Source organism: Chengkuizengella sp. SCS-71B (genome assembly GCF_040100845.1).
Classification (GTDB): domain Bacteria; phylum Bacillota; class Bacilli; order Paenibacillales; family KCTC-33759; genus Chengkuizengella.
In genome coordinates, this window is the sequence record NZ_JAZHSH010000001.1 from 404,987 (window position 1) to 427,066 (window position 22,080).

21 protein-coding genes are annotated in these 22,080 nt (G+C 35.0%); 17 read left to right on the plus strand and 4 right to left on the minus strand.

The window, feature by feature from the left end; translation table 11 throughout:
* The first annotated feature begins 46 nt into the window (after positions 1–46).
* The 6 genes from motA to VQL36_RS01980 all read left to right on the plus strand — a co-directional run bounded on the left by motA (position 47) and on the right by VQL36_RS01980 (position 4,532).
* The gene (motA, locus tag VQL36_RS01955) at positions 47–862 is read left to right on the plus strand and encodes a flagellar motor stator protein MotA (RefSeq protein ID WP_349247699.1); all 816 of its coding nucleotides are present in this window, start codon (positions 47–49) and stop codon (positions 860–862) included.
* Positions 837–1,589: a flagellar motor protein MotB gene (locus VQL36_RS01960; RefSeq protein ID WP_349247700.1), complete on the plus strand. Its 753-nt coding sequence runs from the start codon at positions 837–839 to the stop codon at positions 1,587–1,589. The genes motA and VQL36_RS01960 overlap by 26 nt, the downstream gene beginning before the upstream one ends.
* A gap of 17 nt (positions 1,590–1,606) precedes the next feature.
* The gene (locus VQL36_RS01965) at positions 1,607–1,777 is read left to right on the plus strand and encodes a hypothetical protein (RefSeq protein WP_349247701.1); all 171 of its coding nucleotides are present in this window, start codon (positions 1,607–1,609) and stop codon (positions 1,775–1,777) included.
* Between the two features lie 129 nt (positions 1,778–1,906).
* Complete coding sequence (locus VQL36_RS01970) at positions 1,907–2,362, plus strand: hypothetical protein (protein ID WP_349247702.1); 456 nt, start codon at positions 1,907–1,909, stop codon at positions 2,360–2,362.
* A 206-nt stretch (positions 2,363–2,568) separates the two neighbouring features.
* Complete coding sequence (locus VQL36_RS01975; RefSeq protein ID WP_349247703.1) at positions 2,569–3,360, plus strand: muramidase family protein; 792 nt, start codon at positions 2,569–2,571, stop codon at positions 3,358–3,360.
* Between the two features lie 176 nt (positions 3,361–3,536).
* Complete coding sequence (locus tag VQL36_RS01980; RefSeq protein WP_349247704.1) at positions 3,537–4,532, plus strand: LysM peptidoglycan-binding domain-containing protein; 996 nt, start codon at positions 3,537–3,539, stop codon at positions 4,530–4,532.
* 52 nt (positions 4,533–4,584) lie between these two features.
* Here VQL36_RS01980 and VQL36_RS01985 read toward each other — a convergent pair whose 3' ends face one another.
* The gene (locus VQL36_RS01985) at positions 4,585–5,409 is read right to left on the minus strand and encodes a hypothetical protein (protein WP_349247705.1); all 825 of its coding nucleotides are present in this window, start codon (positions 5,407–5,409) and stop codon (positions 4,585–4,587) included.
* A gap of 9 nt (positions 5,410–5,418) precedes the next feature.
* On the minus strand, positions 5,419–7,473 hold the full coding sequence (locus VQL36_RS01990; protein ID WP_349247706.1) for a M1 family metallopeptidase: 2,055 nt from the start codon (positions 7,471–7,473) through the stop codon (positions 5,419–5,421).
* A gap of 280 nt (positions 7,474–7,753) precedes the next feature.
* On the opposite strand from VQL36_RS01990, the gene VQL36_RS01995 reads away from it, so the two are divergent.
* From VQL36_RS01995 to VQL36_RS02010, 4 genes are all read left to right on the plus strand, one after another.
* Positions 7,754–8,266: a YwhD family protein gene (locus tag VQL36_RS01995; RefSeq protein ID WP_349247707.1), complete on the plus strand. Its 513-nt coding sequence runs from the start codon at positions 7,754–7,756 to the stop codon at positions 8,264–8,266.
* A 224-nt stretch (positions 8,267–8,490) separates the two neighbouring features.
* Complete coding sequence (gene nagB, locus VQL36_RS02000; RefSeq protein ID WP_349247708.1) at positions 8,491–9,225, plus strand: glucosamine-6-phosphate deaminase; 735 nt, start codon at positions 8,491–8,493, stop codon at positions 9,223–9,225.
* A 57-nt stretch (positions 9,226–9,282) separates the two neighbouring features.
* The gene (locus VQL36_RS02005; protein ID WP_349247709.1) at positions 9,283–10,017 is read left to right on the plus strand and encodes a GntR family transcriptional regulator; all 735 of its coding nucleotides are present in this window, start codon (positions 9,283–9,285) and stop codon (positions 10,015–10,017) included.
* A gap of 142 nt (positions 10,018–10,159) precedes the next feature.
* Positions 10,160–11,038, plus strand: a complete 879-nt coding sequence (locus VQL36_RS02010; RefSeq protein ID WP_349247710.1) for a hypothetical protein — start codon at positions 10,160–10,162, stop codon at positions 11,036–11,038.
* Positions 11,039–11,101: 63 nt separating this feature from the next.
* Here VQL36_RS02010 and VQL36_RS02015 read toward each other — a convergent pair whose 3' ends face one another.
* A complete protein-coding gene (locus VQL36_RS02015; protein ID WP_349247711.1) occupies positions 11,102–13,120 on the minus strand; it encodes a PBP1A family penicillin-binding protein in 2,019 nt (672 codons plus the stop codon).
* Positions 13,121–13,424: 304 nt separating this feature from the next.
* On the opposite strand from VQL36_RS02015, the gene speE reads away from it, so the two are divergent.
* From speE to argS, 4 genes are all read left to right on the plus strand, one after another.
* Positions 13,425–14,258 (plus strand): polyamine aminopropyltransferase, encoded by an 834-nt coding sequence (gene speE / locus VQL36_RS02020; protein WP_349247712.1) that lies wholly within the window; start codon positions 13,425–13,427, stop codon positions 14,256–14,258.
* Positions 14,259–14,311: 53 nt separating this feature from the next.
* Positions 14,312–15,181 carry an agmatinase gene (gene speB / locus VQL36_RS02025; protein ID WP_349247713.1) on the plus strand — a complete coding sequence of 290 codons (870 nt, stop codon included), beginning with the start codon at positions 14,312–14,314 and terminating at the stop codon, positions 15,179–15,181.
* A 67-nt stretch (positions 15,182–15,248) separates the two neighbouring features.
* Positions 15,249–15,668, plus strand: coding sequence for a DUF1934 domain-containing protein (locus VQL36_RS02030; RefSeq protein ID WP_349247714.1), 420 nt, complete (start codon positions 15,249–15,251; stop codon positions 15,666–15,668).
* Positions 15,665–17,341, plus strand: coding sequence for an arginine--tRNA ligase (gene argS / locus VQL36_RS02035; protein WP_349247715.1), 1,677 nt, complete (start codon positions 15,665–15,667; stop codon positions 17,339–17,341). Before VQL36_RS02030 ends, argS begins: the two co-directional genes overlap by 4 nt.
* Positions 17,342–17,479: 138 nt before the next feature.
* Here argS and VQL36_RS02040 read toward each other — a convergent pair whose 3' ends face one another.
* Positions 17,480–18,625, minus strand: a complete 1,146-nt coding sequence (locus VQL36_RS02040; RefSeq protein ID WP_349247716.1) for a S8 family peptidase — start codon at positions 18,623–18,625, stop codon at positions 17,480–17,482.
* A gap of 404 nt (positions 18,626–19,029) precedes the next feature.
* Here VQL36_RS02040 and rpoE point away from each other — a divergent pair, with 404 nt between their 5' ends.
* From rpoE to VQL36_RS02055, 3 genes are all read left to right on the plus strand, one after another.
* A complete protein-coding gene (gene rpoE, locus VQL36_RS02045; protein ID WP_349247717.1) occupies positions 19,030–19,557 on the plus strand; it encodes a DNA-directed RNA polymerase subunit delta in 528 nt (175 codons plus the stop codon).
* Between the two features lie 167 nt (positions 19,558–19,724).
* Positions 19,725–21,323, plus strand: a complete 1,599-nt coding sequence (locus VQL36_RS02050) for a CTP synthase (protein ID WP_349247718.1) — start codon at positions 19,725–19,727, stop codon at positions 21,321–21,323.
* A 106-nt stretch (positions 21,324–21,429) separates the two neighbouring features.
* The gene (locus tag VQL36_RS02055; protein WP_349247719.1) at positions 21,430–21,816 is read left to right on the plus strand and encodes a response regulator; all 387 of its coding nucleotides are present in this window, start codon (positions 21,430–21,432) and stop codon (positions 21,814–21,816) included.
* Positions 21,817–22,080: the final 264 nt, after the last annotated feature.

Below are 22,080 nucleotides of genomic sequence, written 5' to 3' on the forward strand. Positions count from 1 at the left end.
AGGGAATATATTGACGTTTGTTATCACTTTTTAAGGAGATCAGCATATGAACAAAAGTACAATTATTGGTTTGTTTATTGGGTTACTGTCTTTAGGTTTTGGTATGGTTTTAAAAGGTGCAAGTCTTTTATCTTTATTTAATTTTACTGCATTACTTATTATAATCGGAGGAACCATTGCATCTGTCATGATTGGATTTCCAATGTATGAACTAAAAAAAATCCCTCAATTATTTAAAATTCTTTTTACAGAGCAAAAACTATTAACACAACAAGAAACAATTGCTGTTTTTAAAGACTGGGCAATGATAACAAGAAGAGAAGGATTACTTGTTCTTGAAAATAAAATGAATGATATTGAAGAACCTTTTTTGAAAAACGGGATGCGAATGATTATTGATGGTAATGATCCTGATTTTGTGAGAGAGGTATTAATGGAAGATATATCTGCAACTGAAAACAGGCATGAGGCTGGGGCACAGATCTTTACACAAGCGGGTACTTATGCACCAACTTTAGGCGTGTTGGGGGCTGTTGTTGGTTTAATAGCAGCTTTGAGTACTTTAAATGATGTAGATATCTTAGGTCGTTCTATTGCCGCTGCATTTATCGCAACTTTATTAGGTATTTTTACGGGATATGTGTTATGGCATCCTTTTGCGAATAAGCTGAGACGTTTATCTCAAAGGGAAATTGAGTTGAAACTTATGATGGTTGAAGGATTGCTTTCTATTCAATCAGGTATTTCAAGTGCTGCGATTCAACATAAGTTATCCGTATTTCTTCCTCAAAATGAACGAAATCAAGAGAGGAAAGGAAGTAAGGAGAGTGTAGCTGGTGAAACGTACGCGGAAGTTAGATAATCACACTAAAATCGATGAATCTTGGCTCATCCCATATGCAGATTTATTAGTTTTGCTGCTTGCTTTATTTATTGTATTATTCAGTTCAAGTGAAATTGATTCTGAAAAAATGAAGAAGCTTGCAAGTTCATTGAATGCCTATTTGGATGGTGGCACGAGTATACTTGAAGGAGATACCAGAGTGAAATCTGCAGATGATTTCGATAACGGTGATTTAACTTCTATTGATGAAACCAATTTCACTCCACATTATGAATATGATTTAGAGAGTTTAAAAAATCAGCTGCAGGCATACATAGATAACAATGAATTGACCTCTCAATTAAAAATAGAAATGGATAAATATTTGCTAAAGTTAACGATAAGTGATAATACTTTATTTGAACCTGGGAGTGCGGATGTGAAGTTTGGATCTAGAAAACTAGCGATCACGATTGCAGAATTGCTCGAGAATTATCCGGACTATGAAGTGTTAGTAGCAGGACATACAGACAATATTCCACATCATTCAGAACAATTTGAATCTAATTGGGAGCTTAGTTCAACAAGAGCTTTAAATTATATGCGAATTTTGTTAGAGAATGAAAAATTAGATCCGCAAAACTTTAGTGCAATTGGATATAGTGAATATCATCCTGTAGCAACGAATGACACTTCAGAAGGGCGTGAAGCGAACCGTCGAGTAGAGGTTCTGATTACTAAAGTATTTGAAAGTACTCAAAATTAGACTTCCATATAGAAGGATTGATGAATCAGCAAAAAGAGTGCTTAAAAACGTTAACAGATGATGTGTTTTATGCTCTTGGTTCTAATAGTCAAATCAGCCTAGGGCAAGGTGCCATTACATATGAAAAAAGTAAGCATAGGATCAAAATTGAAGTTGATAATATCATTAATGTAGTTAGTTTGATTTAATTACTTAAATTAATAACATAACAGAGCTCTTTTTTACATTCCAGCCTATAGATAAGAGTCCAAGCAACTTTATTAAATTGTTCATAAGATAGAATGAACGGATAATTTATGAAGTTAGGAGGTAAGTTTATGGGATTAAAGAAAGGATCTTTTGTTGTTGCTGATACGGTTTCGGTAGATGATCCATATGATATTAATGATCCAAATGTAATTAATCTTGTTGGAGACGCACCTACAGTTGTAGCTTCTGTCGACGTATGTATCAAACAACCACAGAAAACACAAGTATCACTGGATTCAATGGCTCAAATCGCTGTTATAGATGAAGAAGCTAATGTAACTTTTGAAGTAATCTATGAGATCTTGCGTAATGATACTACCATAGCAACAATCAATGATGAAATGGATTATGTAACAGCTAACCAAGGAAGACATACAAACTTTCCAAACTTTCCTTTAGTGGATAATAATCCAAGTGCTGGACTTAATACGTATAACCTCAGATGTACATTGGTTACTCCTCCTCCTGAGGGTAGTCTTACTGTTGGTTCCCGAAGTCTTAAAGCTACAGTATTTGAATGCTAGATACTAGTTTGAAAATAAAATTTTATGATTAAACGGTTAACAGAATGCGCTGCTATAGCGCTTTTTTTATTGGGAAATAATCATCCAGTGTGCTAGGGATGGGAATACATACTCCTTTAATTATTAAAATGATGATAAGAAGTAGGGGCAAAATATCTTGGGTAAACATACTTTAACTATGAAAGAGGTTATGGAGGTTAAAGAATATGATTGCGCATGTAGTCAAAGAAGGGGAAAATTTGTGGGGTATATCTCAAAAGTATGGCATTCCACTACAAATGATTATAAAACAGAATCATCTTACTAGTGGAATGATTTATATAGGTCAGACATTAATGATACCAACTATGGAACATGCACATATAGTGAAATCTGGGGACACATTATACGATTTATGTCAAACTTATGGAATTTCGGTGAATGAAATTATGGAAGCAAACAATTTAAGCAACACTGTGATCTATGTAGGTCAAAAGTTAATCATCCCCAAAAAAGGCGAATGGTATATTGTCCAAAGTGGAGATACACTATTTGCAATCTCAAGTAGATACGGAGTAACTGTACAGGAAATCGTGGATGTTAACAATCTAAGTGATGCCGGGTATATCTATGTAGGTCAAATGTTATATATCCCTGCCAGCTCTGAACCTGTGGAACCACCACAACCAACAGAGCCACCAGAAGTTAATGTGTACATTGTCAAATCGGGAGATTCTCTAAATACAATATCAAATCAATCTAATGTTCCTATTGATACCTTAATAAAAATCAACAATATATTAGATCCCGATAGTATTTATATCGGTCAAATGTTGATTGTGCCAATTAAACCGGAAACAGGCGAATATCACATTGTTGTACCAGGTGATACGCTAACTAAAATCGCACAATATCATAATGTGAACCGAAATGAATTAATGAGGATGAATGGATTAACAGATCCGAATAAGATTAGAGTAGGTCAAGTATTGATGCTTCCTCCACCTGTACCCGTCTAATGTTTTATGTTTATTTAGAAATCATAACCTCTGTGCAAAAAAACTCAAAAAATAGTCATTTGTCACAAAAAATAGGCATTTGACCGAGGCAATTTATCAGGGTTCATCATACCTTATCAATGAGATAAATATTAGTTGAGTTAAACATCATCAACATTAGGAGGTTTTTTTACATTATGATTTATGTAGTACAGGCGAACGATACATTGAATGAAATCGCAGCAAAATATGGTGTTACCGTTCAAGCGATTATGGAAGTGAATGGAATTACAAATCAGGATTATATTGTTGTAGGTCAAAAGCTTTATATACCTACAATTGGTGTAGCAGATACCTATATTGTTCAACCGGGAGATACGCTAAATGATATTGCGGCTGCATATAATGTTTCAGTATCTGATCTTATTCGATTAAATAATCTTCAGGATCCCAATATGTTATATGTGGGTCAAATGCTGAAAATTCCAGTACCTATGGAAATGGAAACTTATGTAGTACAGCCAGGTGATTCATTATATATGATTTCTCAGAAATTTGGAGTACCTATTATTGACTTAGTTGAGATTAATAATATTACTGAAGAAAGTTACCTTTATGTAGGTCAGATACTGTACATTCCAAAGGCGCAACCAGCACCAGAAGAACCTATAGCGGGAACTTACGTTGTACAGTCTGGTGACACATTAAACGCGATTTCACAACGTTCAGGTGTTTCTGTGGAAGATTTGATGGCAATTAATAATATTTCAGATCCAAATATGCTTTATGTAGGTCAAGTATTACGAGTCCCTGTTCTTCCAGAGCCAGGTGTGGCGTACCATATCGTTAAACCAAGGGAGACGATTTGGAGAATTGCACGAATGTATGGTATTAGAGCAAGAAGATTGATGAGATATAACAATATTATTTCTCCTTTGGATTTATATGTAGGTCAAGTGCTCTTAATTCCGGAAGCTATGACAGAACCAGAGCCTGAACCAGAGCCTGAACCAGAGCCAGAGCCAGAACCGGAAGAAGTTTATCATACAGTTCTTGAAGGAGAAACATTTGAAACTATAGCAAATCAATATGGTATAACTGCTAGAGAGTTGGCAGATTACAATGGTATGCAGGTAGGAACTATGCCTGAACCTGGCACTGCTCTTAAAATTCCACCTGCTTCAATGTCCTAAATTCCATTTTACCCATTATCAATTATCAATTAATCCATAAAGCTCCGATTGCCTATTGGGGCTCTTTTTTATGCAGCCAAAAATGATACTGTGTGCTAATTTCCCAAACCTTCAAATAAACCCTAATAAAATATTGGATTTGATTTATTATGATTGCCCAAAAACCTACCCACATCATAGAGACAGAAAAAAATAAAGCTGTAAATACGCCAATGATAATAATAATGATTAGACTTAAACCATTAGTAATTACTATATTTTTTAACATAAATACAACTGGTGATGTGATATTATTGCTCGTGGTTTTACCCCATTGAATATACATGAATAGGATATGGATAATCCAAACATATACGATATAAGCTATCAATACAGGGGTAACATTCCAAAGTAATGAATACGGAGTAGTATAAGTTTCTAGTGTATTTTTTAAAAATGGGAATATCCAATAAAGAGGTAAACTAAAGAACAACAGATGGATGCAAGAAATGATAAAAAATGACCTACCCAATTTAATAACCCCTTGTAAAAACAAAGGTTTATCAGATTTGGACTCCTTATGATGTATAGCATAAAAAAGTCCTGCATTCAGTAGTGGGGATACTATCCAGCGTATACCTATGAATATCAAGAGAGGAGAGAGGAACTTTAACATGAAATCTCCATCTGTGATTAAATACTGACCTTCTATAATAAATAACTGTCTAGCGTCCATAATGCTAGAGTCTGGAAAACGTAGTGAAATTGAGATAATGACACTTTCAATCCATTGAAATAATAAGATCCCACATACTAGCTGATACATTGAAAATAATAAGATATAAACCATATTTTGATTTGTTGTTTTCAATCCTTGTTTTATTATATTTACTATCATCATATCACCTCACCACATCTTGGCGTTTAATATTGCTTCAATCCATTGGATCAAAACTAAATTCCATCTTGTTTTTGTTTCTGAATTTATAGAAGTTTTTTTAAAGTTGTTAATATGTTTATTTTCTAAAATCATCGTATGCTCAGGATCAATGGCAATCCAATTTAAGACGGATGTATGATGAAACGTAAACATTTTATGTTTCTCAATTCCATCCCAAGTTTTTTCTATGGAAGTTCCATCCTCAAAAGTGAATAGAATGGATAGAGGTTTATGGTGTGATGCCCCATTTTTTTGTATCAGCACTTGATGTTTATATAACGTTTGTTCTTGATTAGTGATCTTGTTGATGTTAATCGATTGTACTGCATAATCAACCATTTTATTGTCATAAATAAAAGTATTGAAATACTGATCCCAATCTTGAGCAGTGACGTCTTCTAATACAGCTTGGAAATCTTCGGTAGAGGGATGCTTGAATTTCCATCGTTGGAAGTATGTTTTTAATACTTTGTTCATTTGAGCTGTGCCTATGATATGCTCAATATCACGTAACACTAACTTCCCTCTAACATACACGTTTTGGGCGTATTCATTTTTATATTCGTATTCCCAGGCGTTTTGCTTAAGGGGTGCAGGAGACGATACATAACTAGCTTCATAATGGTTTATTGACCGTATTCCATACTCTTTTTCCATTACTTTATCCTCAGCATAAGAGGTGAAAGCTTCGTCTAACCAAGCTTCTTCAAATTCATTTGAAGCGACCATACCATACCAGAATTGATGTCCAATTTCGTGTATAATGACTCTTTCTAACGAACTATCTTTTTCCTTTTCAGAAGCAGACCAAGCGGTTACTAAAGTAGGGTATTCCATGCCACCAGCCCCATTTGCCCCATCTGGAGGAACAACGATAGATAAAGTAGGGTAAGGATATTGACCATACCAATTTGTGAAGTTGTTTAAGGCGGATTTAGCAGCATATAAGTAGCGTTCTTTTAAGTCGATATGAAGAGGATCTAAGTATAATTTAATGTTAACCCCCTTTATATTTTCTGAACGATAGAATTCCTCTATGACCTTAAATTGAGGAGAAGCAGACCATGCAAAGTCATGGACATCTGCGGCTTTAAAGTGATAAGTTGTATCCTTGTTATTTTCCTCTAAATTTTTCTCTGCTATTATGGATTGATTTGACGTATGATCAATTGTAGTTTCAGATTTGTCTATCTCTATTCCTGTTGCAGCTACAATGTAATTCGATGGAACTTTGATGTTTACATCATAAGTACCAAAATTAGCATAAAACTCTGAATTGCCATGGTATTGGTGCAAATTCCATCCCTCTTTACTTCTACCACGCACCCCAGACACTTCGTAAGCTGCAACTTTCGGGAACCACTGCCCAGCCATAACGAAATCTCCAGCATATCCCATCCTTGCAAAAACATAAGGCAAGTGGACGGTAAATCTCATATGAAGTGTGATTTCTTCACCAGGTAAAACAGATTGTGGGAGTTTCAATCCCATCAATGTATAATCATTTGGATTTTTGTCATCAGGTTGAATAAAAAAAGTTTGCTGTGACAAGTCCTTCCCATTATTTAACCTTATGTTATGTATAGACATACTTCCAAAACTATCTTTTTTCATTTTATCGTTTCTTAAACTCCCACCTGACTCAATATTGAAGCTGGTTTTTTTGGATTGAAATGCATTCGGATATAAGTGAAAATAGATTTCATTCACAGGCTGTTCTCCTGGGTTAATCCAAGTTATTTTTTGAGAACCAAGCAACTTTTTATTTTCTTCATCTAGCTTTACATCAATGTTGTAATGCACGATCCGTGAACTTAGAGGTTTTGAATCTTCTGGATAATCTAATTGTATAAATTCAGCTTGTTTCTCGAGGGAGGCATTCTCATCTAAAACAGTCGCAACACTTCTTTCATTTTCATGGTTGAATTGGATGGTGTTCCAAAGCGTGATGAATAATAAAAAGATAATCGATAAACCGGTTATAAAAATTAATACATTTCCAAAAAATTTCTTTTGCAACATGTCATTCCACCTCTGTTCATTTTTCTCCGTATAATATAAGTTCACGACAACGAAAATGATTAACCTACTTCGAGGTTAGGAGTCATGATTTAATGTATATGCTTGTTCCATCTCTTGTAGTAGAGTGAATCCTAGATATTAGTCAGTTAATGATCGAACTCTTGCATAGAGTTGAACTTGGGTGATTGCATAATTTACAGAAAAAATTTGTTTATCATTGATATTTTTTGTATGCTAAAATTAGTTTACATCTATTGGAGAATAGGACGGTGTTATACGAATGGATTTTGATAAAAAAAAGGGAAAAAAGAATTTATCTTTGAATGTAGTTAGCAATAAAGAGCATAAAGGTTTTGGAGCGGGGATGATTAATCTTAGCCAAATGTCGAGTATGATCATAGATGGGGATAAAGCTTATATAGATATTGGAGCTATGCATGCTAAAAGTAAGGTGGAAAAAGGAATTAAATTTCTAACAGATAAAGAGGAAGTACCTAATGGTAGGAAGTGTTGGGTTGCATGGGTGGCTGTTGATCGCAATGAAGAAGGCTCTTATTACGCAGGTGTTACGGTATGTGAAATGTTAATTGATGAAGAAGCAAGAAGAGGGTGGAAGATTCTCGCAGATCATGTAAATAAGATGGACAAAGCGCTTAAACGTAAATTTATTTTAGATGGTTTAGATGAGACGGAGAAAACAGCCCTGCGAACGGCTTTAATGGAAAATAATCAAGAGTGGTGGGAAAACTCACCAGATGAGCTTAAGGATGGATTAAGTGAACTAATGAATTGATTAAGTAAAACTAATGAATCAACTATTACTTCAATTATGGGTGAATATGTAAATTAATTTTATCTACATGTGCAAAGTGGAATGATAAGGAGTTTATATAACTTACTGTCATTCCACTTAATTTAAAAGCATTAGGCTTATTGGTATAGACAACTAGAATTCTATGTTATAAGATGGAAAATAAGAATGACTTTTCTATTTATAAAAACAAGGGGTGGGTGAAAGTGGAAGTCATTACCGTAACGGATTATAATGAAATGAGTATACAAGCAGCAGAGTATATCATCTCAAAAGTAAGATCAAGTAACAGTATTAATTTAGGTTTAGCAACGGGAGGGACACCATTAGGTTTATATAAATACATGGTTTTAGATTTTCAAAAGAATACAACAGATTATCGACATGTCATCAGTTTTAACTTAGATGAATATGTCGGGCTTTCAGAAGTTTACCCTAATAGTTATCACTATTACATGAAAGAAAATTTGTTTAACCATATTAATATATTGGATTCAAATGTCCACCTGCCAAATGGAAATGGAGCTTCTTTACAGAAAGAATGTGCTCTTTATGATAAATTAATAAAAGAGTGTGGAGGGATTGATGTTCAGGTTTTGGGTATTGGACAAAATGGGCACATTGGATTTAACGAACCTGGCACATCATTTGGTACGAAAACACACGTTGTAAAACTTACCGAATCTACACGACAAGCAAATAAACATAATTTTGATAACTTGGATGAAGTACCTACACATGCGATTACGATGGGGATACAGTCTATAATGAACAGTAGGGAAATTCTTTTACTAGCATCAGGTACTGAGAAAAGTACAGCGATTTATAAATTATTGCAAGGTGATTTAAATGAGCAATTTCCAGCATCTGTTTTACAATTACATCCGAACGTGACAATCATTGTAGACGAACAGTCACTTTCCTCAGGTATTTCAATATAGGATATAACAACATAATTTGATTTATAGTTTAGGATAGATCTAGAAAGGAAGCGTGAAATGATTAATAAAAATTCCCCACTACCTATTTATTATCAACTCGCCGAACTGATTAAAGGTAAGATAGTGAATGGAGATATACAAGCAGGGGACTTGATTCCTTCTGAACGTCAATTTTCAGAACAGTTTGATATCAGTCGCATGACAGTTAGACAAGCCATTAATAATCTGGTGAATGAGGGCTATTTGTATAGACATAAAGGAAAAGGTACATATGTAACAAGCAAAAAACTTGAACATAAATTTGTTGGTGAATTAACGAGTTTTACAGAGGATATGAAACAAGAAGGGTATGAGCCTAGTAGCCAATGGATTCATTTTGAGAAAATTGAAGCTTCTAAAGAAGTCGCCAACTATTTAAAAGTTGAACCAAATGAACCAGTATATGAAATGAAACGTGTACGCTTAGCAGATCAAGTGCCGATTGCGATTGAAACGGTCTATATGTCAGCACAGCTCATACCTAATTTGACGCAACAACAAATGGAACAACAATCACTATATCAGTATATAGAAAAACAATATGGAGTGAACATAGTGGATGGAGTGCAGACAATAGAATCAACCATTGCTTCAGAACAGGAAGTGATCTTTTTGAAAGTACCAGAAGGCGCACCAATATTACGCATGCAGCAACAAACCTTTTTGGAAGGCAAAACGCCTTTGGAATTTGTTATATCTTCTTATCGTGCTGATCGGTATAAATTTACGATTGAAATCAGAAGGACTTTTTAATATTGAATCTTTTTCAATTTTCCAATTGAATTAAAAACTAATTTTTAATGTTATTTTCATTTTATGGACATTTTCCCGACATATTCAAAATTTATATTATAAGTGTACTTGATGTACATTAAAAAATTTGGAGGGAAGTAAAATGAATAAAAAATTTTTATCTGTAGCAGTAGCAGCAACATTAGTAGTTAGTGCAGTTGGTGTAGGAAGTGCTTTTGCCGGTGAAACTGAGAAAGGAGCAGATCCACTTCGCTTGAAAACACCTAAGATGAATCAGGAGAAGTTTATTGAAGCGTGGGGTCAACTATCTGATGAAGAAAAAGAAGCAAGATTGATTGAGAAAGCTCAAAGTGTGGGTATAGAAACTGACGGAAAAACGTTTGAAGAACTTCAAGAGGAATTAAGAGCTTATGCTTCAGAGAATGGCCCTAAAGGTAAAAGAGGTCATGGACCAAAAGGAAAAGGGATGAATTTAGAGAATTTAGCTGAAAAATGGGATGAATTCTCGGAAGAACAGCAAAATCAATTTTTTGAAAGAGCAGCTAAACTAGGTATTGAAACAGATGGAAAGTCCATTGAAGAAGTATTAGCTGCGCTTCAAGATCTTCATGAAGTTAGAGTGATTGAAAAGGCAGAGGAATTAGGCATTGATACAGAAGGAAAAACCATTGAAGAAATACAAGAGGAATTAAAAGTACTTGCTCCAGAACGTGCTAAAAGAGGGCATGGTTCAAAAGGCTTAAAATTTAACAAAGAAAAATTTATTGAATCATGGAACCAATTGTCAGATGAAGAAAAAGAAGTTAGGTTATTCGAACATGCTGAAAAACTAGGCATTGATACAGAAGGAAAAACGTTTGAGGAAATTCAAGCTGAGTTACAGGAGCAGCGTGAAGCGAGACTGTTTGAAAAAGCACAGAAACTTGGTATTGATACAGAAGGAAAAACGGTAGATCAAATTAAAGAAGAAATGAAAGAGATGGCTCCTAAAAGGGGTGAGGAACTTGAGGTTACTGTTTAAACCAAAAGTATATAAATAAATAGAAGAGCAGGGAATTAACGTTCCTTGCTCTTTTCTCTATAATTAGTTATTCCACCAGCGTTTCAAGTCGTTCCACCATGATGACTCTCCACTTTCCACATCCTCCTGCTGAGTTGCTGGATCAAGATCAGAATCGTTTAAAGAATGGATTGAACAATATTCTGTAGGCTCCGTGCCTCTAACGAAAGTTTCCAATCGAGAATCAGGACAATCCTCAGTGGCTAACTTACCTGATTTTACATCTACATATACACTCACAACTTCATCAGGGACTGGGAAAAGTTTTGGTGGAATGGCTTCAAGCGTTCTTTCTGTATATTCAGCAAAAATAGGAGAAGCCAGCATAGATTCTACTGGACTAATTGTTAAATCTTTATCATAACCGATCCAAACTGCAGTGGAAAGCTCAGGAGTAAAACCAACCATCCAAGCATCTGTATTTGTTGTCCCTGTTTTTGCAGCGACAGGTCTTTTGAGTATGTTGGATACGCGATTGCCTGTCCCACCAGAATCAAAAATGCCTTTCATCAAATTGGTCATGATATAAGTGTATGCAGGCTCTATAACTTGTTTTGCTTGAGGTTCAGCTTCATAAAGGGTATTTCCAAAAGCATCTTCGATTTTTAGAATGGCAATCGGTTCTGCTTTTATTCCTTGATTTGCAATCGTACCAAAAGCGTACGCCATTTCAAATGGACTTACAGGATAAGTGCCTAATGCTAAAGAAGGCAATGGCTGCATTGGACTGGTAACTCCTAATGTACGAGCAGTAGAAATGACATTTTCTGCACCAATCTGCATGATTGTATGAACAGCATAAATATTATCAGATTCTGCGATTGCTTGACGCAGGTCTATATAATCATGTGGGTATTTGTCTCCAAAATTACTAGGCATGTATGATTTTTTCCCATCATCATAGGAGAATGCTGTAGGTTCACTTTTGAATTGTGAAACTGCAGACAGTTCATTTAACTGAAGTGCAGTTAAATATAAAATAGGCTTAAAGGCTGAACCAGGTTGACGAGTATTAGCAAACACTCGATTATATTGATTTTTTTCATAATTTGAGCCGCCAACCAAAGCTTTTACATACCCGTTTCTTGGATCAATTGAGATTAAAGCAACTTGCAATTCGTCTTTGCCCTTCATCTTTTCCACAACGATTTCTTCAGCTATTTTTTGAGCGTTTGTATCCAAGGTTGTATAGATTTGATAACCACCTTGATTAAAGTCCTCTTCATTTATATTTGTTTTCTCTATTGCTAGTTTGCGAACATAGTCTACAAAATAAGGTGCAAAGGCTTTATTATCTTGTTCATTCGAGTTGAAATTTAACGTCTCTTGATAAGCAACGTCTGCTTCTTGATCAGAAATTAAGCCTGAATTGACCATGGCTTGTAATACAATATATTGTCTACTTTTAGAGTTTTCATAATCTAAGAAAGGTGAATAGTAGGCTGGTCCCTTAGGAATTCCAGCAATGAGTGTACTTTCAGCTAAGGTTAAATCCTTGGCATCTTTATTGAAATAGTGTTGTGAAGCGGCTTGAATTCCGTATGTGGCATGTCCATAATAAATTTCATTTAAATATAATTCCAAAATCTCTTTTTTACTATATTTCATCTCTAATTGAATCGTATAAATAGCTTCTTTCATTTTTCTAGTCCAAGTTTTTTCATGTGTTAAATATAAGTTTCTTGCAAGCTGCTGAGTAATTGTGCTAGCTCCCTGTTCTTTATCCATGTTTTGTAAATTAACAATCGCTGCACGTGTGACTCCTTTTAAATCAAAACCAAAGTGATCAAAGTAACGATGGTCTTCAACAGCTAACGTAGCTTGGATGACATAAGTGGAGATGTCATCAAGTGATACAACTTCTCGATTCTCACCTATATAAAAACGGTCAATAACTTGTCCTTGTAGATCATATACATGAGACGTTTGAGGTATACTCGTAGCTGGGAGTGGCTGGGCTCTCAAATAGATCAGGAACACAACAAAACTAATCGTGCAAATGACAAATAATGAAAATAGAATGGATGTCAGTTTTTTTATCATATGAATCCCTCCTTTCTAAACAACAGTTATAGTATTTAGTATGGAAAAACTTAACACTTACTATTCATTATTTTCATGAATAATAAAGAAAGTGTAAAAGAAAAATGGATAATTTGTTGCATTTTAAAAAGGATAAACTATAATACAAGCTAGAGTGAACTCGTTTAAACAAAGTTTAAACATCGTGGAATCAGATGGAGACTCTACTCCACCTGATTAAAAGGTCCCACCTATAGAGGTGGGTGTCTTAACGCTAAAGATTTAGTAGGATAAAAATATTGAGTTGGAAAGAAGGAAGAAACAAATGGAGTTATGGTATACGGAAAAACAAACAGAGCACTTTGGAATTACAGCAAAAATTACACAAACTTTAGTGGAGGAACAGACAGATTTCCAACACTTAGCGATTATAGATACGATAGAATTTGGACGTATGTTAGTTTTAGACGGTATGGTTATGACTACAAACAAAGATGAATTTGTTTATCACGAAATGGTTGCACATCCAGTTTTACATACACATCCAAACCCTAAGCATGTACTTGTAGTAGGCGGGGGAGATGGAGGAGTTATTCGAGAGGTTCTAAAACACCCAGAAGTAGAAAAGGCAGTATTGGTTGAAATTGATGGGAAAGTCATCGAATACTCTAAAAAATATTTACCTGAAATTGCGGGTGAATTAGATAATCCTCGTGTAGAAGTTATTGTAAACGATGGTTACATGCACATCCATGAAAATAAAAATACGTATGATGTGATCATGGTGGATTCAACAGAGCCAGTAGGACCTGCAGTCCAATTATTTGAAAAAGGGTTTTATCAAGGTATTTATGATGCATTAAAAGAAGACGGGATTTTTGTCGCCCAAACAGATAACCCATGGTTTAAAGGCGATTTGATTCAAAAAGTGAATCAAGATGTGAAAGAAATTTTCCCGATTGTAAAAGTATATCAAGCGAATATTCCCACGTATCCAAGTGGATTGTGGACTTTTACGATGGGTAGTAAAACCGTTGATCCTTTAAATATAGATGAAAATAATATCCCTGAATTGCCAACAAAATATTATACGCCAAGATTACACAAGGCTGCCTTTGCTTTGCCTAGATTTGTTGAAGATTTAGTCAACCCTAAATAACAACGATAATACGATAACATACAGAGGAATAGACGAATGAAGGAAGTGTACTTATGCGTTTAAATGAAGCTTATTCTGGAAAAGTATTTATAAATAGTTCTAATGATTATGAGAATTCACGTGCAATCATCTATGGTATGCCCATGGATTTTACAGTAAGTTTTCGTCCTGGTTCACGTTTCGGTCCTGCAAGAATACGTGAGGCCTCGATTGGTTTGGAGGAGTACAGTCCTTATTTAGATCGGTCTATTGAAGACATTACTTATTTTGATGCAGGAGATTTAATGCTTCCATTCGGGAATGCTTCACGAAGCTTGGAGATGATTGGTGAGTATGTAGGAGGTTTACTGCAAGATGATAAGTTTCCACTAGGTTTAGGTGGGGAACATCTAGTCACCTGGCCAGTAATAAGAGAAATGTACAAAAAATACCCTGATCTTGCACTCATTCATATCGATGCACATGCAGATTTGCGTGATCATTACGAAGGGGAAGTACTTTCTCATTCAACACCAGTAAAAAAAGCAGTTGAGCTTATGGGAGGGCATAATATTTATCAGTATGGTATTCGCTCAGGAAGCCGAGAAGAATTTAAGTTCGGAAAAAAACATGTGAACTTCTATCCTTTTGAAGTATTAGAACCTTTGAAAAAAAGCTTGCCTAGTTTAGCAGGACGACCTATTTATGTCACTATTGATATTGATGTATTAGATCCTTCAGCAGCACCTGGAACCGGTACGGCTGAAGCGGGTGGCATTACTTCAAAAGAATTGATTGCAGCCATTCATGAAATTTCTCGATCAGAAGCAAACGTTGTTGGGGCGGATGTGGTAGAAGTAGCTCCAATTTATGATCCAACAGAGCAAACACCCATAGTTGCTTCAAAATTAATTCGTGAAATATTGTTAGGTTTTGTAAAATAACACAACAAAAAAACAATTGTAAATTCATGATATAATGGACTAACTATTTTAAATTGGAGTGTTAAACATGTCAGAAAGGAATAAAGTCTCACTAAGAATTGAAAGTAATAGTCATGAACAACAAATCGTTCAAAATGTATCAGGGGAATATTTTCAAAAGGGTGACACCGTATATTATCGTTACGAAGAACCAGATCAAAACATGGGTAGAACCAATACAACGATAAAAATTAAAGGAAATGAGATTCGAGTTGTCCGGCATGGGGATACTAAATCGGAGCAATCATTTCAACTTAATAGTTTACAGCCAGGTTATTATCATACTGCAACAGGGAAAATGAACATATCAAATAAAGCAACGGAAATAAATATTGAATTGAATCAAGGGTATGGACAAATCTCTTGGTCCTATGAATTATATTTAGATGATGAACATGCAGGGGATTTTAAAATAAAGATTTATATAAAGGAGGAGACTGTATCGTGAGTGTTTTAGACAAAGTAAAGGATAAACTTATACAATCCATCAATATTGCGGCTGTAAAGTCAGATATAGTTTCAGAAGATCAGCTGCCTGAAGTTAGTCTTGAAGTGCCAAAAGATAAATCTTTTGGGGACTTTTCAACCAATATCGCCATGCAGTTAACTCGAATAGCGAAGAGAAATCCTAGACAAATTGCAGAACAAATCAAAGAAAATCTTGATTATGTAGAAGCAGGCGTTGAGAATGTAGAGATTGCAGGACCAGGTTTTATAAATTTTTATTTGGATAAAGCTTATTTGCATAAAGTGATTTCAGATGTGCTAGAAAAGGGGACTAGATACGGGGCTATTGAAGTAGGAAATAATGAAAAGATTCAAGTTGAATTTGTCAGTGCTAATCCAACAGGCAGTCTGCACTTAGGGCATGCTCGTGGAGCAGCGGTAGGGGATTCATTATGTAATTTACTTGATTTTGCAGGTTATGATGTATCGAGAGAATATTATATAAATGATGCAGGGAATCAGATTGATAATTTAGCAAAATCTATTGAAGCTAGGTATATGGAACAGCTGGGTAAAGATATGGTTATGCCTGAAGATGGGTATCATGGCGAAGATATTATTCAATTCGCTAAAGACTTAGTATCCCTAGAAGGTGACAGACTTCTTTCCTTAGGAGAAATTGATAAATTTGAATATTTTAAACGTTACGGATTAGAAAAAGAATTACAAAAATTGAAAGATGATTTAACACGTTTTGGAGTGGAGTTTGATGTCTGGTTTAGTGAAACCTCTCTTTATCAAGAGAAAAAAACAGATGCAGTTTTAGAGGAGCTTGAACAGAAGGGACATACATACGAGCAAGACGGGGCAAAGTGGTTGCGAACAACACCATTTGGTGATGATAAAGATCGTGTATTAATCAAAAATGATGGTTCTTTCACTTATTTAACACCAGATATTGCTTATCATAAAGATAAATTTAATCGTGGGTTCAATCAGCTTATTAATATTTGGGGAGCAGATCATCATGGGTACATTCCAAGAATGAGAGCTGCTATTACTGCACTGGGATACGAACCTAATCAATTAACCGTGCTTATTTCACAAATGGTAAGTTTGTTTCAAAATGGTGAGAAGGTAAAGATGTCGAAGAGAACAGGTAAAGCGGTCACCATGAAGGAGCTAATGGATGAAGTTGGAGTAGATGCGATTCGTTATTTCTTTACGATGCGTAGTATTGATTCCCATCTTGATTTTGATATGGACTTAGCTATTTCCACTTCCAATGAAAATCCAGTGTATTATGTACAATATGCTTATGCACGTATATGTAGTATTTTTCGTCAAGCAGATGAACAGGGAGTTGCAATCTTGCCATCGGAACAGATTGACCTCAGCCTATTAAATACAGAGTCAGAGTTTAACTTATTGTTAAAAGTAGCTACGTTATATGATGAAGTGCAAGTTGCTACAGAACAATATGCACCTCATCGTATCATTCGATATGTTTATGAATTAGCCTCTCTTTTCCACAGCTATTATAAAGCACATAGAGTTATATTAGAGGATGATGTGAAACTGACTCAGGCGAGATTAATTCTTTTATCTGCATTAAAAACTGTATTTGAAAACTGTTTCAAAATCATTGGAATATCTGCACCAGAGAAAATGTAGATATACCCACAAAAGTGAAGAAAATCATTCTAAGTATAAACCTAATACTTTTGCGGGGCCCAGAACAAATAAAGCACCCCAAAAAGTGAGGGATTCCCTATGTAATACAAAGGAACCCTCACTTTTATATTTTTTAGTTTAGTTCATTTTTTTAACTGATCGAATAGCCCGAATAGCATTAATCTCTTTTGGTGTATTTTTCTTACTAGACTTGTTTAAAGGTGTTCCTGTTTTCTTTAATATCGTTTTTATTTTTACAGGGCTTAGATTGCGATTAATGGATAACATTAGTGCTACAATGCCTGAAACATGAGAAGTAGCCATTGATGTTCCATTTAACTCGGCATATTTTCTGTTTGGCCAGGTGGAGAAAATCCTTTCTCCCGGTGCGTATATATCAATATTTTTTCCTTTATTACTAAAAGAGGCAAGGCGTTTTTTTGTCGAGGTTGCCCCGACAGAGATCGTTGGTGTAAATCTAGCGGGGTAATCTACATTTTCTCTTTTTCCATCATTTCCTGAAGAAGCAACCGTGATGATCCCTAATTCATTTGCTTGTTTAATGGCATCTAATAATGACTGGCTGCGATTACTCATTCCAAAGCTCATATTTATAATGTTCATTTGATTTCGAATACTCCACTCAATAGCTTGAATAATATCAGATGAATAGGCTGTTCCTCTATAATCAAATGCTTTAATCGGATATAATTCTGCTCTTGGAGCTGTCCCTACGACGCCCATATTTTCGTTTGAAGCAGCAATGGTCCCTGCGATATGAGTTCCATGTCCGTTATCATCCCATGGAGGCATGTGTGGGTATATAAAATTAAACCCTCTACGCAACTGTTCCTTTAAATCAGGATGATTGAAATCCACTCCTGTATCAATAACTGAAATTTTAATTCCGTCGCCTTTAGTGTATTTCCATACTTGAGGTGCTTTGATTTCTTGGACACCCCAAGGGATAGGTGATTTTAATTCAGTTTCTATAGGAGCGAAGTTTGTTGGTGAGTGCATTTTAATTTTTGTATCTTTTTCAATGAATCGAATAGCCGGGTGACTTATAAGGTTTTTACTTGAGTATAAGGGACAAGAAATAGCATGAATGATCCCAATGGGTTGAATATGTGACAGTTTGGATAATGAAGGTTTTAATTTTTTTATTTGGCGTAAACAACTCTGATATTCTTTCCGATTATTAAATCGAATAATTTGACGTGTCACAGACTGCCTTGTAACAATATGATGATTTAAATGTTTTAACAATTTGGAGAAATTCAATTTGTTATCCCCCCTATGATGAGCATATTAACTTGGATATGCATTATATTATGTCGTTTTTGCTCGGTTGGCTTTGGGGGAATGCCTTTTTTTATAATAATTGGGCATTCGATTAGGTCATAAATGAATTATGGACATAGGATAGATAAAGAGAGAAAGCTCTCTTTATCATTCCGGGTTATGAATAGATGATTCGTAACTATGCGGATACAGTCATAAGCGAAGAGTTTATTACTCTTCGCTTATTGTATGGAATTTGAGTACGCAGGTGGTATTTACTTTTAAGACTAAGTTGAAGTATTCTTGCATTTTAATGTAAAATAGGTTTTACTTAATGATGACAAAGATAAAAGTTCAATATACATATCATTTTTATTTATGTTGTGTGAAAGGTTGTGTTAGACATGAGTAGTCAATATACAATAAATCTTACCGCTGAGGAAATAAAAGAAATACCAATGGTTGATTTAGCTTTTATGATTTTTAAATCAACAAATAAGCAATTTTTCTATCGTGATTTGATGAATGAAATCGCAAAGATCAAAAATTTATCTGAACATGAAGTGGATGAGGTTATAGCGCAGTTATATACTGAAATTAACATTGATGGCCGTTTTGCATGTATTGGAAATAATGTTTGGGGTTTAAAAAGATGGTATACCTTAGATAAAGCTGAAGAAATATCTAATAAACCAAAAGTGATCAATGATGATGACGATGATCTTGAAGATGAAAAAGAAATGTTTTCTGATGAAGAAGAAAATAACGATTCATTTGTTAGTGAAGGAAACAATACGGATGATATCATCAGCGAAGATGGAGAAGATCTTGATGAGAGTGAAGATTTAGAAGAAGAATCGGATGAAATCAGTCTAGATGAAGAAATGGAAAAAGAAATGGATGAAGACAACGATGAGGATAATTCGTACTAGAAAGAAATTTTGATTTTAAGTCCCTTGACATCCTCTTATGTACAGAGTAAACTATTGCAAGGGCTAAATATTTTTGAAGTATTATAAGTATAAATAAATAAACTAAAGTGCCTCTTTGAACAAAAGAGTCACTTTATTTTTTTGTAAATTATAGGGGGTAAGGCACAGTGGCTAAGTATATATTTGTAACTGGAGGGGTAGTGTCTTCCTTAGGGAAGGGAATCACTGCTGCTTCATTAGGTAGATTGTTAAAAAACAGAGGTTTACAAGTCATGATTCAAAAGTTTGATCCTTATATTAATGTAGACCCTGGAACGATGAGTCCTTACCAACATGGGGAAGTATTTGTTACAGATGATGGTGCAGAAACGGATTTAGATTTAGGGCATTATGAGCGTTTTATTGATATTAATCTGACTCAAAACAGCAATGTAACTACAGGGAAAATTTACTCTTCCGTTATTACAAAAGAGCGTAAAGGTGAATACTTAGGAGGAACAGTACAGGTAATTCCACATATTACAAACGAGATTAAAGAGCGTGTCTTCCGTTCAGGAGAAGAATCTGGAGCAGATGTGGTGATTACTGAAATTGGTGGTACTGTCGGTGATATTGAAAGTTTACCGTTTTTAGAAGCAATTAGACAAATCAAAAGCGATATTGGCAGAGATAATGTAATGTATATTCATGTTACATTAATTCCTTATTTAAAAGCGGCAGGAGAATTAAAAACCAAGCCAACTCAACATAGTGTGAAAGAGTTAAGAAGTTTAGGGATTCAGCCGAATGTCATCGTATGCCGAACAGAACAAAAGTTGTCTGAAGATATGAGAAATAAATTAGCATTGTTCTGTGATATTGATCCAAACGATGTAATTGAAGCAAGAGACGCAGATACTTTGTATGAAATCCCTTTAATGCTGCTTGATCAACATATGGACGAGATTGTTGTGAACCATTTAAAACTTGAAACAAAACCCCCTGAAATGACAGAATGGAATCAACTTGTAAATAAAGTAAAACAACTGAAACATAAAACTGAGATCGCCATTGTAGGAAAGTATGTTGCTTTACATGATGCTTACTTAAGTATTGTAGAATCTTTAAGTCATGCAGGATTTGAGCATCAAGCAGAAGTTTCCATACGTTGGGTAGATGCAGAAGAAGTCAACGATGATAATGTGCATGATCTGCTTCATGGGGTAGGTGGCGTACTAGTTCCTGGTGGATTCGGTGATCGCGGGATTGAAGGAAAAGTAAGTGCCATTAAATATGCTCGTGAAAACAAAGTTCCTTTTCTAGGTATTTGTTTAGGGATGCAGGTTGCTGTAATAGAGTTTGCACGATCAGTTGCAGGATTAGAACATGCTAACAGCTCTGAAATCAACTCAGAAACACCTCATCCAGTTATTGATTTATTACCAGAGCAAAAGGATATTGAAGACTTAGGTGGAACCATGAGACTTGGGGCTTATCCTTGTAAATTAGAAAAAAATACTTTAGCATATGAGAGTTACGGAACGGAATTAATTAATGAAAGACATCGTCATCGTTATGAATTCAATAATGATTATAGAGAATTATTAGAAAATGCAGGATTGAAAGTTTCTGGAACGTCTCCAGATGGAAGACTTGTTGAAATGATTGAACTTTCAGATCATCCATGGTTTCTAGCTTCACAATTTCACCCTGAGTTTACATCAAGACCGAATAGACCACAAAAAATGTTCACAGGATTTATAAAAGCAGCTTTAAGTAATAAATAATGCTTTTTTTCAACTTTTTGGTAAATTAAGCAGGAATGTGAGAGTAACTTATAGAAATGTTTATTTACCATAAAAAGTGATTTGTGTTGTTCGGGAGGTTGGTAGTTTGGAAAAAGGAAAGCTTTTAATTGTTGATGATCAACACGGAATTAGAGTCTTGTTAGAAGAAGTTTTTAAGATGGATGGGTTTTATACACTTACAGCTGCAAATGGTCAGCAGGCATTAGACCATGTCAATAACGACCCACCAGATCTTGTTCTGTTAGATATGAAGATTCCAGGCATGGACGGATTAGAAATATTAAAGCATATTAAAGAGATCAACAACTCAATAATGGTCATCATGATGACTGCTTACGGCGAGCTTAACATGATAAAAGAAGCAAAAGAAGCTGGGGCAATGAGGCACTTTTCCAAACCATTCGATATTGATGAAATTCGTGCAGTTGTGAATGATGCGATCGGAGATGATCATGCTGCAACAGGATCCTGAAAAGGATCTTTTTTTTTGCAAGTCAACAATTATTGTGATCCAAAATATTTTGCATACAGACGCCACCTCAATAGGTGTTATCTTCAAACCAGGTGGAGTAAAGTCTCCGTCTGATTTCTTGATGTTTAGGCTTTGCTTAAAAGAGTTCACCTAGTGTTATATAGTCTTTTTTTTCCTGTGCTAAAGCTTACTTCATTTTTGTACTGTTCAGTGCTATAATAGTGCAGATGACTTACGATTGTTATTTCTATATCAATTTAGAGT